At 56.7% G+C, this 14244-nt stretch carries 13 protein-coding genes; 3 read left to right on the plus strand and 10 right to left on the minus strand.

All coding sequences use genetic code 11. The annotated features are described in order from the left end of the window. Nucleotides 1-6: 6 nt before the first annotated feature. From BJP08_RS11905 to BJP08_RS11915, 4 genes are read right to left on the minus strand one after another with little or no spacing between them, the layout of a single operon-like run. Nucleotides 7-264, minus strand: coding sequence for a hypothetical protein (locus BJP08_RS11905; protein WP_071569249.1), 258 nt, complete (start codon nucleotides 262-264; stop codon nucleotides 7-9). After that, nucleotides 242-517, minus strand: coding sequence for an AMP-binding protein (locus BJP08_RS11910; protein ID WP_071569250.1), 276 nt, complete (start codon nucleotides 515-517; stop codon nucleotides 242-244). The genes BJP08_RS11905 and BJP08_RS11910 overlap by 23 nt, the downstream gene beginning before the upstream one ends. Before the next feature lie 21 nt (nucleotides 518-538). Next, the gene (locus tag BJP08_RS08830; protein ID WP_071569251.1) at nucleotides 539-2245 is read right to left on the minus strand and encodes a DUF262 domain-containing protein; all 1707 of its coding nucleotides are present in this window, start codon (nucleotides 2243-2245) and stop codon (nucleotides 539-541) included. Between the two features lie 50 nt (nucleotides 2246-2295). Continuing rightward, nucleotides 2296-3543 (minus strand): type IIL restriction-modification enzyme MmeI, encoded by a 1248-nt coding sequence (locus tag BJP08_RS11915; RefSeq protein ID WP_177221750.1) that lies wholly within the window; start codon nucleotides 3541-3543, stop codon nucleotides 2296-2298. A gap of 244 nt (nucleotides 3544-3787) precedes the next feature. On the opposite strand from BJP08_RS11915, the gene BJP08_RS08840 reads away from it, so the two are divergent. Continuing rightward, nucleotides 3788-4435 carry a hypothetical protein gene (locus BJP08_RS08840; protein ID WP_071569252.1) on the plus strand — a complete coding sequence of 216 codons (648 nt, stop codon included), beginning with the start codon at nucleotides 3788-3790 and terminating at the stop codon, nucleotides 4433-4435. 164 nt (nucleotides 4436-4599) lie between these two features. On the opposite strand, the gene BJP08_RS08845 is transcribed toward BJP08_RS08840, so the two are convergent. The 3 genes from BJP08_RS08845 to BJP08_RS08855 are packed head-to-tail and all read right to left on the minus strand — an operon-like array spanning nucleotide 4600 to nucleotide 5924. Continuing rightward, on the minus strand, nucleotides 4600-4893 hold the full coding sequence (locus tag BJP08_RS08845) for a hypothetical protein (protein WP_071569253.1): 294 nt from the start codon (nucleotides 4891-4893) through the stop codon (nucleotides 4600-4602). A 43-nt stretch (nucleotides 4894-4936) separates the two neighbouring features. Next, the gene (locus BJP08_RS08850; RefSeq protein WP_071569254.1) at nucleotides 4937-5434 is read right to left on the minus strand and encodes a hypothetical protein; all 498 of its coding nucleotides are present in this window, start codon (nucleotides 5432-5434) and stop codon (nucleotides 4937-4939) included. Nucleotides 5435-5477: 43 nt separating this feature from the next. After that, the gene (locus BJP08_RS08855; protein ID WP_071569255.1) at nucleotides 5478-5924 is read right to left on the minus strand and encodes a hypothetical protein; all 447 of its coding nucleotides are present in this window, start codon (nucleotides 5922-5924) and stop codon (nucleotides 5478-5480) included. Between the two features lie 259 nt (nucleotides 5925-6183). Here BJP08_RS08855 and BJP08_RS08860 point away from each other — a divergent pair, with 259 nt between their 5' ends. Next, nucleotides 6184-6438, plus strand: a complete 255-nt coding sequence (locus tag BJP08_RS08860; protein ID WP_070363564.1) for a type II toxin-antitoxin system prevent-host-death family antitoxin — start codon at nucleotides 6184-6186, stop codon at nucleotides 6436-6438. Nucleotides 6439-6588: 150 nt separating this feature from the next. On the opposite strand, the gene BJP08_RS08865 is transcribed toward BJP08_RS08860, so the two are convergent. Next, nucleotides 6589-9180 carry an excinuclease ABC subunit UvrA gene (locus BJP08_RS08865; protein ID WP_071569256.1) on the minus strand — a complete coding sequence of 864 codons (2592 nt, stop codon included), beginning with the start codon at nucleotides 9178-9180 and terminating at the stop codon, nucleotides 6589-6591. 392 nt (nucleotides 9181-9572) lie between these two features. Between BJP08_RS08865 and BJP08_RS08870 the strand changes: the two genes are divergently transcribed. Further along, nucleotides 9573-10316 (plus strand): hypothetical protein, encoded by a 744-nt coding sequence (locus BJP08_RS08870; RefSeq protein WP_071569257.1) that lies wholly within the window; start codon nucleotides 9573-9575, stop codon nucleotides 10314-10316. Between the two features lie 163 nt (nucleotides 10317-10479). On the opposite strand, the gene BJP08_RS08875 is transcribed toward BJP08_RS08870, so the two are convergent. Together BJP08_RS08875 and BJP08_RS08880 are read right to left on the minus strand one after the other, a co-directional pair. Further along, nucleotides 10480-10959, minus strand: coding sequence for a hypothetical protein (locus tag BJP08_RS08875; protein ID WP_071569258.1), 480 nt, complete (start codon nucleotides 10957-10959; stop codon nucleotides 10480-10482). Between the two features lie 231 nt (nucleotides 10960-11190). Beyond that, complete coding sequence (locus BJP08_RS08880; protein WP_071569259.1) at nucleotides 11191-13737, minus strand: hypothetical protein; 2547 nt, start codon at nucleotides 13735-13737, stop codon at nucleotides 11191-11193. Nucleotides 13738-14244: the final 507 nt, after the last annotated feature.

Genomic DNA, 14244 nt, shown 5'->3' on the forward strand with positions numbered 1-14244 from the left:
TAACTCTCAACTTGTACCGGCCAGGACCCCTACATGTTGCGCCACCCCGAACCAGGCTCTACGGTCAGCTACACACTCCAAAACGCGAAGAGCCGCATTGAACTTCGAGAGCGTCTGCGCGGCGTGTACGCGAATCGACTCCAGCGTGGGCGGGTTCTCCGGATCAGTCGGCACGATCACCGCAACAACCGTCTCCCCGTACACCTCGTGAAGATCACCCACAACAGCCACGTCCAGAACATCAGGGGTGACCAGAGACAGCATTCTCCACCTCGGCGGAATAGATGTTCTTCCCACCGGAGATGATCATGTCCTTCATCCGGTCGACCAGCGTCATGAATCCGTCAGATCCACGTTTTACCTGGTCACCAGTGTGCAGCCAGCCATCCCGGATAGTCTTCGTGGTCTCTTCCGGCTTGTTCCAGTAACCCTTCATCATCGATTCGGACTGAAGGATCATTTCGCCGACCTCACCTTCGGCAACATCATTGCCCTCAGGGTCGACAATTCGGTACACACCATTCAGGTTAGCGCCCAGCTAGAGTTGCCACTCCTTGACCAGCAGGTCCACCAGCTCCTCTTGGCGGCGCTCAACGACCTCGGGAGTCCACACTGGTTCCGCCAGTACCTGGGTCGTCAAAGCGAACACGGCCACGCCTTTACCCGAGGTGAAGTACTTGTCCTTCTTCACGTCGAAATCGAAGTTCTGCGCCCGTGAGTTCGCACGTCGATTCAACAGCAACAGGTTACCCAACTTATGTGTCCACGTCGCTGTTTCTTCCTCAGTGAAGTCACGCACCCACTGGCTGTCTTGAGCAGGGCTTTGCGGCAGAACGTGCTCAACGGTGATGATGCGGTGGTCATAGGATGCACCCGGGTCCTTCGCCAAGATGGAATCAAGCCGTAACAGCACGTAGCGACGCACACGAGTTGCGAGATAGATCTCCCCGTCAATGCGGTCTCGTGTCTCGGCTCGTTCGCTTTCGGTCAGTTCAAAAGCCGGGGCCTCGAGTCCGAAGCCATCAGCAAGCTGCTTGAGGAGTTCCATGTATCGCAACTGGCGTGGGGTCGCGTAGACACGGCGAACCAACATGCTCGCAGCCAAGCGCTCCAACTTGGTAAAGAAATCGACAAGAAATTCTGGGTTTTCACCGTGCTCAGTCAGAGCCCACAATGCCGGAGGACGCCAGTCATCGTTGTCGAGCTGATCGAGTCGCTTGAGCCAGTGATTTACCTGCTCCCAGTGTGGGTCCTCGCCCTGAAAATCCTGTGCCAGTAACCGGATGTCGGCGCGAGCATATGGTTCGAGTACCTCCCGAATGAAGCCACTTCCATTGTCCGGCAGGTAAGTATTGAGAACCTGCTCTGGAAACTCTTGTAGGAGGCTCTTCACGCCACGGTTGCGAGCCTTGATTGCTCGGATATACAGGAAGAGATCGCCGAACTCGTCTCGACCAAGGCTTTCCTCCAAGTGCTCCCAGCGATCGGCATAGTGCTGCTTTTCATTCTCGTCGATCGCGCCAATCACCTGGGACTTAAAAATGTCCTGCGGAGAAAGCGGTAGACCCCGAGCATTCATCACCGAGAAGATCCGGTAGGCACTGTTCAAATCCGGCGTCGAGACCGTTACCAAGAAAGCCCGTCCAGCGATGAGCCGAAACAAGTCCTTCAACCGCTCTGCACTGAGCTGCACCAACTCGTCGTGAAGCGCCTTCGCGTTGTCTCGTAGACCCCGCTGAGAGTCAGTCTCGGGAATGCTGTCGCTGAGTTCAATGAGCTTCGCCGTGTTGCCCACGGTCTGCACGTAGTCGTAGAAGAACTGGTTGTCGCGCGGACGAAGCTTCAAACGTGGCCGTGCGGGCTGGTTATCCCACTCCACCGCAGGCTTCTCGATCAAATTGTGAATGGAACGGCGCAGGTCATCGTTGGCGACGAGGTCTCGAAGCAACGACAGTAACAACGTCAATGTTGTGATGCGCTGCTGCCCGTCGATAACCTCGGATCGAGCTACGTTCGGAGACTTCACGAGAACAATCGACCCGAGAAAATACGGCTCATCGGTGTCCCGCTCCAGCGCACCGAGCAGATCCGATAGCAGCTGGAGCGATTCCTCAGCACCCCACGCATACGGACGCTGGTACTCCGGAATGACGAACTCGAAGTCGCCGCTGGTCAACAGCCTCCCGATGTTGATCTCCGCAGCCTCTAGCCTTCTAGTTTCTCCTGCCACCAAGTGTCCCTTCATCGATTAAGTCTTGAACTTGAGTTTAACCACCGAGGCCTCATTTGAAGCACTCACGCCGCCAGCGCGACTGTGCCGTTATTTTGTATCCAAGTCGGGTTGAAAGCTTCCATGCATACGTGTGTGGCGAGGCTGTCGCGGAACTCCTGGAGCTTTTTCACACTGGTTGACTTCGAGTTGATGAGGCGGTCAGCTTCTTCGCGAAGCTCGTCGAGAAACAGCGGGCCGAGGGTATTGAGAATGTTTTTCTCGGAGGTGTAGTGCTCGCCGTCGCCGCGACGTGCCTCCTTCGATTTCACAAGTTGGAAGAGGGAGCCGAAGATTGCCGGAGAGATGTTGGTCCACTGGAAACGGCAAGCAACCAAGATCGCGTCGCGCATCTCCGGGGTGAAGAACTGGGTGGGCATGATGGTCTCAAACAGCGTGCCGTTCACGTACGGGAACGCGGCCATCGAATCGGGAACACGTCGGCGACGCTCCTCCGGTGTATTGAGCACCTCGAACAAACCGGCAAGCTGCATGCCGACGTTCTCGCTGTTGGTGTGCTCAAGAATGAAACGATAAAACAGGTCCTGCTCCCACAGCCCTGCATCATCGCCGAACAGGAGGAAGAGTAGGCGCGTGAGAAACATGGAGGTTTCTTGTACCGCGAGTTCTTCGTCGTGCATGTAGGTGGGGGCTGCGTCGCCTACTTCTTCGTCGACGTCGTCGCCGACCATGGCGGTAAAGAGGTTCGCCATGATTTTTGATGCTGCGATCGAGGCTTCGGTTTGCTCAACGTGGGTGAGTTTGTCTTCGTAGCCTGCGAGGAATTTGAGTTCGTCGACGTGATCGGTGATTTCTTCGAGCGGGAACTCGATGTTGAACCTGGTTTCTGGGTCACCGAGGCGCATGAGTCGGATGCGGTAGAAGTCGGTGGCGATGATGTAGCGGGGTTGTTCGGCGTCGTTGACGGTGCCGCCAAGCAGGTAGTCGCGGGCTTGGTCGATTGCTACTTGCAGGTCGACGCCTGGCTTCTTGGCTTCGCCGATGACTACGCCCGGCCAGAAGAGGTCGATGTAGCCGCGTTGTCCGCTTGAGGCGCGCTTCGCGTCTTGCTCAAACAGGTCCATGCGTGAGGCTGTGATGCCGAAGCATGCGAGGAGTTCTGCCCAGTACGATTGTGCGTATTTGCGCTCCAGTGCGCCTTCGTCGAGTGAGCGCCACCCGTCGAGGCGTTCGTTCCAACGGTGTTTGAAGCCGTCGAGGTTACGGCGCATGGTGGCGCGGTCAAGGCGCGGAGCAGTTGTCACAGAACTCATACAGGTAGCTTAACGGAGGCGCTCGACATGCGAGCGGGCGATCGTCGATAAGCGTAGGGCCTCAGCCCAAGCGAACTTCTGCTTTGGGGCTCAACGCGCTTCAACGCCGGCGTTTCAAATGCCCTTTAGCAATTGGCATTCCAACTGGTCTGTCAAAGCCGATTTCATGACCATGGCTCTAGCTTTTGGGTCCACGTCAGGTCATAATTTGAAGCATCATTTTCCCTATAAAAAGAGGAGAACCATGCCGCTACAGCAAACAGCCATCGTGATCCCTGAGGCGATTGCACAAGGATTGAAAACAGGTGAACTCATTCGCAACGGTAGTGTAGTCCGCAACAGTGCCGGCCAAATCGTTAAACATTTGGCAGAAGTGACGATTGAGCCTAACACCGCCGAGAAAGCAGTAAACACTGTGCGACTCGTAGCTGGACGTGGAATTGAACTGACCCGGAAATACCCAATAGTTGCTGGCGCGATTGGTCTTACGGCTCTCGTTGCAGGTGGAACGATGGCCACGCTATCTGTCAGAAGCAAGAAGGCCAAGATTCAAGAACGCGTAAAAATAGAGGACCGATTTGCAGCAGCGGCCACCGCCTGGTTTGATGCCGCCGCTGCAGGAGCGGTGACCTCCGACACGGTCTCAGAACTTGAGGAGGCGTGGGAAGAATACAACGATTCGAATAAGGAGTGGCATGCTCAGCCCAACAATCTAGCGATAAGCCTTATGCAATCGGTTCAAACCTGGAACTCACAGAACGGGCTGAGCACCAACTTGCCTGCCACACCCCACGACTCAACTGACGATACCGTCGTGAATCTCAGCGAGTATCTGGCAGCCCAGCGAAAGTTTCTAGGCGAGGCCGAGGGTCGCGGCGTCGCTAGTGCTTGAGCTACGCCAATGTACTCGTGAACGACCCCATCGGCCGCCAAGCTGGGCAGCCGGTGGTGTGCCCAAAGCGGGAGTGGCCAGCCGACTCGGTATCGGGCAAAGGACCTTTTTTAAATTCCTTGCGGGAGGCGCCGAGTAAACGTCCTCTTTCCTCGTGGTCGCTCCTATTCCCGCTCTTCGCTGTTGTAGCGCTCAATGAGGCGCCCAAGGAAACTGATGATGACTGCGGTAGTTAAATACCCACTGACCACAATGCTAAACCAGCCATCGCCCATCCCACTGCGAAATATGTTGTACATCAGAAAAACGGGTACTGGTAAAATCATCGCAACTAAGAAGCGGTATGCAGAAAGCACGTTTCGCTCAGTGAATAAGTGGACTAGGAATCCAACTACCAAGATGCAAAAGCACACGAATAGCGCGGTTAATGCACCTGAACCTAAAATCGCAAAGACCATGTTTCTCTCCTAATTCTTCTTTTGGGGTAATTGGTGCGAGGCTCTAGGTCCTAGCTTCCTCTGAACGAGACCTTTCTTCCGCAAGTCGTCGTTCGACTTTCACATTGGACGTATAAAGAGCTTCCGTAAAAGCGAGATCCCCGCCTTCCACAATCTCTCGTGCGGACTCGGCGACGATGAGCATCGAGCTGTTCTTCGTCCGGACCCCGAGGCCAAACGAAAAGTAGAGGGCTGGCTTGTCCACAGGCATGGGAACGAAATCCCAAACACCATCAACCTGGTCGATATACCAGCACCCCAACAGGTAAGCAATTGCTTTCTGACGCTCCTCTTCGCCGAGGTCCGAATCGCGAATCCGCTCCACTGAGCTCCGCGGGAAAGCGACTCCCCGGAGATTGGTGACATCCATATCTGCCAAGACCAGAGGAGGCTGCAGAGTCTGGTATTCGACAAGCAGGGCGCGCGACTCTTTGTCAATCTTCTTCAGGCGCGGCGCGTAAGAATCAGCGAGGAAATAGCTGGAGTGTACGTCGGTGCTCATGAGGCTGCATCCTCCTAGGTTTCATGCCGGTGCTGGTGCCACTTTAATCCCGCACCCATATTCGATTCGACCCATAAGCAAAATCCAGCAAATCGCTCCAGGTAGCAGGAACGAAATGTTTCGTATCAGCTCTCATCCAAGTGATGCGATCCGGATCCTCAAAACTGAGTGTTTGAAGAAACGAATCGCCAGCAATTTCGTACGCCCACAAATCATGGACATTCTCATACTCGACCGAATCTTGTTGAAACGTTCCCTCGGGCTGAAAGAGGGTTTCAAACCCCACGAAGGTGGTCCCAGTCGACGTTTCCACTTCCAAAATGAGATATAAAAACGTATCAATCCAAGCGGCAGCCCCATGAAACTTCGGCAAATCCACGGCACCCTCAACCCTAGAATCGCTTTCGCTCAACGCATCCCTATTGAGGATGTCCGCCAAATAGTTTGCAGCGGCCTTTAAATCGAATTGATGCTCTGCGGCTGTTGCCATTTCCGTAAATCCAAAGTGGGAACTTCTGCAGCGTATACGCCCGCGCGTCACCAGATGCTAACACGTGCCTTATCGAATACGCGCCACCCAGCATGCGCCCAGCACGGTGGTCGAACTGCATCGCACTCCTTAAACACCTCGACACGAGCAAAGCCTTGCAGATCAATCACGCTACAGCGCCTTTTGACCACAAGCCCGAATCGGAACGACCAGTGAAATATCGCTGCCAACCGATATGTACAAGATGTACATTTACGATATGGAAATAAAATCAGTGGCATCCAGCGAGTTCCGCAATTCGCAGAGCCAGCTATTAGAGGAAGCGCAGCGCACACCTGTCGTTATCACCAGCCGGGGCAGCCGCGCTCGCGCAGTTGTCGTCTCTCCTACATTCTTTGCCCGCGCTGTCGAAGCTCTCGAGGACCTGGAAGACATCCGCGCCGCCGAAATTGCTCGGCAAGAGAGCGAGGAAATCTCGTTTGAGGACCTCAAAAAGGAACTCGGCTTCGCGTAAAGCTCGGTTATGTCAAACGCCACTTATCGCATCACCTTCAAATCTTCTGCTGCGAAGGAACTACGCAAACTCGATAAGCAAACCCAGAAGCGTATGCGCGTCAAGCATCACCGCGTTGTATACGAGATCGCAGACGCTCAATGCTCAGCCTCAGTGCAACCCAGCCCGTTCGGCCAGCACCTGCGCTGTCACCGAACGTGAATCCGGGTCCACGCCCTGCTGGGCGACTTTCGCCGGCGTCCCGGTGGCCAAGATCTGGCCGCCCTCGTCTCCGGCGCCGGGGCCGACGTCGATAATGTGGTCGGCTTGCGCGACCACCCGCAGGTCGTGCTCGACGACGACCACCGTGGCGCCGTCGTCGACAAGGCGACGCAGCTGGGCGAGCAACAGATCAACATCCGCCGGGTGTAGGCCCGTCGTCGGCTCGTCAAGGAGGTACAGGCTGTGCTTGCGGCTGGAGCCGCGCTGCATCTCGGAGGCCAGCTTGATGCGCTGCGCCTCCCCACCCGAAAGTTCCGGGGAGCCCTCCCCCAGCCGCAGGTAACCCAGGCCGAGCGCGTGCAGGAATTCGACAGAGCGCAGAATCTTCGGCTCTTCGGCGAATACCTCCAGCGCCTCGTCCACGGTGAGCGCCAAAATGTCGGCGATGCTACGGCCGTTCCACTGCACCTCAAGGATCTCCGGCTTGTAGCGCTTGCCGTGGCAGGCCGGGCAGGTCGTGTACGTGCCGGGTAGGAACACCAGCTCGACCTCGATGCTGCCCGCACCGTCGCACTCCGGGCAGCGGCCCTTTGTCGTGTTATAGGAAAAGTCCGACACCGACATGCCTCGCCGCTTGGCCTCGGGGGTCGCGGCGAAGAGCTTGCGGACATGATCGAACAGCCCCGTGTAGGTGGCCACGGTGGAACGCACCGTGCGCCCAATCGGCTTCTGGGTGATGTGCACCAACCTGCGGATCTTATCGACGCCCTCTACGCTGTCCACCCTGAAATCCCCAGAGGAATCTGAACCTGCCGTGAGCTCAGCATCCGCATCCCCGTCCGACGCTTCCTCGGCGCCGACCACCTGCTTGGCAGAGCGGGATACCACGTCCGCCAACACCCCGATGACCAGGGTGGACTTGCCGGAACCGGATACGCCCGTGACTGCAGTAAGTGCTCCTAGCGGGAAGTCCACGTCGGCGCCGTCGAAGGCGCGTGCGTGCACGCCGCGCAGGCTGATGGATGCACCGTTACCGGCGGGGGTGTCCGTCAGTTCGGGGAAGTCCGCATTCAGGGCGATCGCCGTGGGCGAGCCCAGCTGCTCGGCGTTCGCGCGGAACTGGCTAGTCGAGCCGGAGAACACCAGCTCCCCGCCGCGCTCCCCTGCGCGGGGGCCGATGTCCACAATCCAATCGCACCCGGCCACTAGGGACATGTCGTGCTCCACCAGCAGCACCGAATTACCGGCGTCGATGAAGCGCTGCAGCAACTCAGAGACAGCCTTGCGCTCCACCACGTGCAAGCCCGCCGAGGGCTCATCCAGCACATAGGTCGTGCCGAATAAGCTCGAGTTCAACTGGGATGCCAACCGCAGGCGCTGATGCTCGCCGGCAGACAAGCTCCGTGCCGGACGAGAGAGGCTTAAGTGGCCCAGCCCCAGCTCAATCGCCGCGCGCACCGTGGGCAGCACCTGATCCAGCAGCAGCTCTTCGGCCTCGTCGTGCTCGTTCCACTCCTGCTCCGCGATGCCCTCCAGGCGCTCCAGGCGATCCTCCAGGACAGCCAGCACGTCCTTCAACGCCAAGTCATTGAACTCGTCGATGGCGTAACCGGCGTAGGTGACCTGCAGGGTATCCGGCTGGAACCCGCGGCCCTGGCACGTCGGGCACGTCGATGAGTGCATGAAGGACAGCACCCGACGACGGTTCTTATCCGACTCCGTCTCCGCCAAGGTGTCCGTGAGGTACGTGGCAACCGAACGCCACTTACCTTTATACGACCCATGCACAGCGTTCTCATCCCGCACCGGGTGGACGGTGACCACCGGCTGCTCGTCCGTAAACAGGATCCAGTCGCGGTCCTCCTGCGGAATATCCCGCCACGGCACGTCCAGCGGGTAACCAAGGGTGCCCAGGATGTCCCGGAAGTTCTTCCCTAACCACGCTCCCGGCCACGCGGCGATCGCGCCGTCCCAGATGGACAGGCTGGGATCCGGCACCATCGACGCTTCCGTCGGCCGGTGCACAGTGCCAGTTCCCTGGCACTCGGGGCACATGCCAGCCGTGGTGTTGGGCGAGAAAGCATCGGAATCAAGCCTGCCGTATTCCAACCGCTCACGCATGCCATCCGGGTAGCTGCCAGAGCGGGAAAAGAGCAGACGAATACTATTCGACATATTCGAGATCGTTCCCACGGAAGATCGCGCCCCGCCCAGGGTGGTGGACTGATGCAACGCCACCGTCGGAGGCAGACCCGCAACCGACCCGACGCGCGGGTTCACCGCGCCACCGATCAGACGGCGCGCAAACGGCGAAACAGATTCCAGATAGCGACGCTGCGCCTCTCCATGGATAGTGCCGAAGGCCAGACTGGACTTGCCTGAGCCCGATACACCAGTGACCGCCACGAGGGTATCCCGAGGCAAGTCGACGTCGATATGTTTCAGGTTGTGCAGGTGCGCATCACGCACCCGGATCATTGGATCGTGCCCCGCACGCGCCGTAGCGTGCGGAACCTGGGACTCGGACGTGGAGTGACTCATGGTGGCCACCCTACCGTGTGGGCTGCTCCCTCTCGGAGGAGGGTGTCCTCGGTGCGTAGCACGACGCCCTAAGCCTATGTGTGCCCGCAGCCACGGGAAACCAACAACTGCTGCCGAAGCCGAAATTAAACCAGCCGACCGTGAGAAGAAGTGAACAATTCGTATTGGCGGACAAGCCAGAGAATACTTCCCGATGACGGAAATCCTGACCGAAGCAATCACTGGCCACATAAAGAAAAATCGCAAATCTTTGCGAGAGAAAATACACTGGGACACCCTCTGACCAGCTCTGACTCAAATACAGAATGCCAGCATGCCGTCTCGTCAGCATAACTCCATGCTGTCATGTCGGCATGCCTGCATAGCATTACCGAAAGTAGAAGGGAGCAACGATGACCACACCACAGATTCAATTTCACGGTTACCCGAAGCGACCAGTGCCGGACATCATCAGAGGGTCGGATTGGGATCTTCCGATGGTCGATCGCGACAGCGACTCGATCTTTCTGCTCGTGGAGTACCTGAAGATAACCGATCCGGAGAACGCGAACGAGCCGACCGCGTACAAGATGGTGTCCCAACTCAACCAGGAGCACACAGAATTGGAGCGCAAAGCGATCGACGTACTGCGCTCGACACCGGGCATTCAACAGGACAAGGATCAGTCCCTGTACCGAATAATGTTTCAGTTTCTGCAGTACCAAGTAGGACAGCTCGTGATCAAAGCCTTGGAAGCGACGGGCGGGGACGCGACGAAGCTGGTAGGAATGATGCGCTACCACAAGCCAGCGATCACACCAGCAGAACTGAACGACGCAGTGATGAAAACTACCGTGGAGGAAGCACTGAAAACGTTGGGCAGGGACCACAGCCCGCAGGCAGTCGAGGAACTTTGGCGGCAGCTGAACCAACAGGTCGATCTGTTGTCGCGGACTCGGAGAGCACAGCGCTTAGCGGGATGGGCAAAGGACGTCCAGAGTCTTCCTGGCAGCAGCGAGGAGATGAAACGAATCTTCCTGCAGGATCAGAACGAAGCCGCCTGGACGGTGATCGACCAACATCTGACAGAGCCGATCAACGCGCTGATGGAGCAGCAGGAAGAAGAGGATCCCTGGGCGGTGGACTGGGACAGTTAAGCGGGGTTGTCGATACCGCAACTCGTTCTGGCACACCGGTTCAGTTTGACCGGTCAAGCTTGGAACGGGTTGCGTCGTCGCCGCGAGCGCGCGTCCAGGCCAATATTGAGACAATACGTCCCGCGCAACACGGGATACACGGTCTGTTCAATAGCATGTGCGCTCATGACTCTCCTGCTACAAACTGTTCAAGCGCATGTTTTACCTCAACGACATGGATACGACGAACCGCTTCCTCAACGACCTCGCCTACCACCGTCCTGGCTTCACCGGCGTCAAGCAAATTGTCGAGAGCTGCCATCTGCTCGTCTGTCGCTTCGTCATCGACGTCAGCGGGCACGTGGTAGTACTTCGTCAAGAGGTGCCTGGACAAGCCTTCTGTCACCGTGGTAAGTCGCTGAAAATGCTCCCCAAGCGTTTCCTTGCCCAACAACCGCATTGCCTGGTCAATCCCAAAGACCTGCCACCCGCTTGCATCCCCCCAGTCGACATCTTCTCCCCATGCCGCTTGACACTCCGCGATGTGTGATGTGAGCAATTCTTTGGTCCGGTACCTAATCACGCTCCATGCACGAGGCGACAGTCCGTTATACGCCCTGCTCATTGACTCAATGTCTTCATTAATCGTGGTTTTTTCCATCATGGCAATACTCCATCTACGACTGGTTGCTTATACATATGAGACGCTAGATACCGCGTCTCGGTTCCCAACGCTATTGCTCAAGCCCACTATCAAGGCTGAAATCTTGAAACAGCTCCACTCCCGGATGGTCCTGGCCTATGCTTCTTGTGCTTCCAACGCTTCCTGTCTAGGTAGCAAACGCGAAAAGCGCCACCCGGTGTGGGCGGCGCCTTTCATTCTTCTGAGCGCAGTTTACTTCTGCTCGGAAGAACCTGGCTTCTCAGCAGCAGTATCGTCCTTCGACGAGCCGAGGATCGTCAGGCCGTTGTCGAAGCCGTCTTCCTCACATGCCTGGGCGATGAGGATGCCAAGCATGCTGACTGCGGCAATCGCGCCGAGTGCGATACCCAGCGGGCGCAACTGCTCGCCGTAGCCTGCGAACTGGCGGTTAACATCGTCAGCCTTCGCCTGCAGCTCACCGACCCAACTGTGCTTCGGCATGAGCTCCTGTAAGCGGGCGTTCAGCTCAGCACCAGCCGGCCGGATCTGTGGGCCGAACGCTTCGTTAACGCCGTAGCCAATGCCTGCCAATAGACCGATTGGCAACAGCCACAACAGTGGGCTATTGAGCGCGACTGCGTTCGCAGCGCAGCGCTTCGCCTTCTCGGACGAACCGTTGGCATCTGGCTCTGCAGGGGTCGAAGGCTGGGTTGGCTTGTCCCCTGGCTGGTTAGGCTTGTTCGAACCGGTCGAGGTCGTCGTCTCGCTCGGCTCAGCCGGGCTGCTCGGATCAGTCGTCGCGGACGGCTCCACGGTCGTGGTCACCTCAACCGTCGTCGGTTCCTTCACCGTCGTCGGCACTATCACCGTCGTCGGTTCCTTCACCGTCGTCGGCACTGTCACCGTCGTGGGAACCTCAACCGTTGTCGATTCCCTCACCGTCGTCGGTACCTTCACCGTCGTCGGTTCCTTCACCGTCGTCGGCACTATCACCGTTGTCGATTCCTTCACCGTCGTCGGCACTATCACCGTTGTCGATTCCTTCACCGTCGTCGGCACTATCACCGTTGTCGATTCCTTCACCGTCGTCGGCACTATCACCGTCGTCGGTTCCTTCACCGTCGTCGGAACCTCAACCGTTGTCGGTTCCTTCACCGTCGTGGTCACCTCAACCGTCTTAGCCGGCAAAGGCTTCCACTGCGCAGTAATCGTCGTATCCGCACTCACCTCAATCTCAGCACCAGGCTCGTACGGCTTATCGCCAATCTTCCAACCAGCAAACACCTGATCCTTCGGCGCATCAAACCCATTCGGAAGAATCGTGTACTTACCACCCTTATTCAACGTGGCAGCATCCATCGACCCCGAACCACCATTCGGATCGTAGGAAACAGTGGCGGTTTGCAATATCTCGCTCACTTTATTGGAGCTAAGCGGTTTCTCCTCCGGGACTAAGCCGCCATTATCCGTTGCTACTGCTGTGATGGTGGCGCCGACAGGCAACTTCGCGATTTGTAGTGTTACCTGTCCGGTGCTCTGGTCAACCGGGTCGCCGTCTGATGACCAAGTTGAGGTTCCGTTCTTATCGACTGTCCGCGTGAGGGTGATCGGCTTAGCCCCGTAGGAGATTGTGTAGGAGGCCAGGTCGGTATCATCACCGGCAGCCGTATACGCAGGCGGGGTGATGGTGACCGTACCCGCACCGTAATCCACCTTGATGCTTGGTGATTTGGGCGCGATATTAGTAACTAGATCCTTATTCGGGATACGTAGACCCGGGGTTTTGCCCTCTTTGAGCTTGTGAGTACCGTCTTCGTTTGTTGCGAATTGCGCGTCGTAATTATCATCCCACTTGAATTCAGTGTTCCGTGGGTTAATTATGGCTACAGTCCCATTTGGATCAAAGTCAATAAACGCAGGGGTGCCTTCCAGGTCTCCGGTACCATCTGGTAGTTTCGATTTTCCGCTCTTAGCTGTGTACGCCGTTCGGATCGCCTGATCTATTGCCTTCTTCTCCGCATCGGTGAGCTTTTTAGGGTCCCGTACCGGAGTTTTCTTCGGCGTTGGGTGTTCCGGCACAGCCGTGATGCAAGTTGGACGCTTCTTTGGCGATTTTACGATAATGCCAATTGTGTAAGAGTTAGCCGAGTCATCTTTTGACCATGGGAGTTTAAAGCCATCATAGTCTAGTGAAAATGTGCCGTTTTCGACATCGACACCTGCCGACTTCCACGTAGATTTTGAAAAATTACACTTACCCTCGGGACCGAAGTTCTTTACATCGTCCCCTGCATCAAATTGCGTAATAATCTGCACTTTAGTTCCGTCTGGAACGGGTGCTCCATCTTCGGTCTCAATAGTGCCGGTTATCCTATCTTGAGTGACAACAAACGGCTGGTCAATAACCGGCTTCCCAGAAGGGCCTGCCAATTTAATCTTCACGGTCGGATCACGGTTGATTGAGCCATCTGTAAAGGTAACCTCAGCTCTTGCAGAGGAGCCGGTCCCTGCCTCGGCAAGCTTAATAGATTTAATCCTGTCCGCGATGTCCGGATTGTCGCGTTTGAACGCGGCTAAAACTTCGTCTGTTTCTTCCTCAGTGAAGGTAAAGATGTCTTCGACCAAAAACTCATCCGAAGGAACAACAAGCTTGTTCGCGTCCGCCATTGACTGAGCAACTGTCACCGCCAGAGGGTCGGATTCAACACCGTTGAACACCCACTTCCTATCCACGTGATCCTGCTGCTTGAGAACGAGGTAAATGACATCCCCCGCGACGAGTTCTTCGCCCACGTTCACTGTCAAATCCTTTGCACCCGCGCGTAATTCCTTAGACCCGAGCACTGTGGGATTTGACTGTGTTTGCGGATCATCCTTGTAAACATATACGACGAGACGTTGTTTACGATTCGTGTTTTTCTCGATACTGGCTTTTACTCTCTTCGTACCAGATAGGGCTACTACATTCGTTGGCTGCGCCAACTTTGTCTCCTGCGACGCAGTGACGTTTTCGCTGACCAGTTCTGGTCCCAGTTCGAAATCACCGACAGCGTCGGCCCCCGCGGGATCTTCCGCTATCTGGTGTTCTTCATTATTTGTCGCGCTTTCGAACTGGTCGGCAGCGCTTTGCTCCTCGGGCGGGGTCGCATCCCCCACATCCTCAGCGTGAGCACACGGGACTCCCGACACCGCCAAACCAAAAGTACACACCATGGCCACTATCAGTTTCGGAAAGGAACCGGATGGGCTACTGGGTCCTGTTTCACCAGCTTTACCTGTCGACGAAATGCCAAGTTTCCAATTTTG

This window comes from Corynebacterium sp. NML140438, from assembly GCF_001875725.1.
Lineage (GTDB): Bacteria > Actinomycetota > Actinomycetes > Mycobacteriales > Mycobacteriaceae > Corynebacterium.

Bases quoted from the DNA above. Each gene is read 5' to 3' on its own strand.
- BJP08_RS08865 (WP_071569256.1), bottom strand. From the start codon at position 9,180: ATGAGTCACTCCACGTCCGAGTCCCAGGTTCCGCACGCTACGGCGCGT.
- BJP08_RS08850 (WP_071569254.1), bottom strand. From the start codon at position 5,434: ATGAGCACCGACGTACACTCCAGCTATTTCCTCGCTGATTCTTACGCG.
- BJP08_RS11905 (WP_071569249.1), bottom strand. From the start codon at position 264: ATGCTGTCTCTGGTCACCCCTGATGTTCTGGACGTGGCTGTTGTGGGT.
- BJP08_RS08845 (WP_071569253.1), bottom strand. From the start codon at position 4,893: ATGGTCTTTGCGATTTTAGGTTCAGGTGCATTAACCGCGCTATTCGTG.
- BJP08_RS08830 (WP_071569251.1), bottom strand. From the start codon at position 2,245: ATGAAGGGACACTTGGTGGCAGGAGAAACTAGAAGGCTAGAGGCTGCG.
- BJP08_RS08860 (WP_070363564.1), top strand. From the start codon at position 6,184: ATGGAAATAAAATCAGTGGCATCCAGCGAGTTCCGCAATTCGCAGAGC.
- BJP08_RS08875 (WP_071569258.1), bottom strand. From the start codon at position 10,959: ATGATGGAAAAAACCACGATTAATGAAGACATTGAGTCAATGAGCAGG.
- BJP08_RS08870 (WP_071569257.1), top strand. From the start codon at position 9,573: ATGACCACACCACAGATTCAATTTCACGGTTACCCGAAGCGACCAGTG.
- BJP08_RS08840 (WP_071569252.1), top strand. From the start codon at position 3,788: ATGCCGCTACAGCAAACAGCCATCGTGATCCCTGAGGCGATTGCACAA.
- BJP08_RS11915 (WP_177221750.1), bottom strand. From the start codon at position 3,543: ATGAGTTCTGTGACAACTGCTCCGCGCCTTGACCGCGCCACCATGCGC.
- BJP08_RS08855 (WP_071569255.1), bottom strand. From the start codon at position 5,924: ATGGCAACAGCCGCAGAGCATCAATTCGATTTAAAGGCCGCTGCAAAC.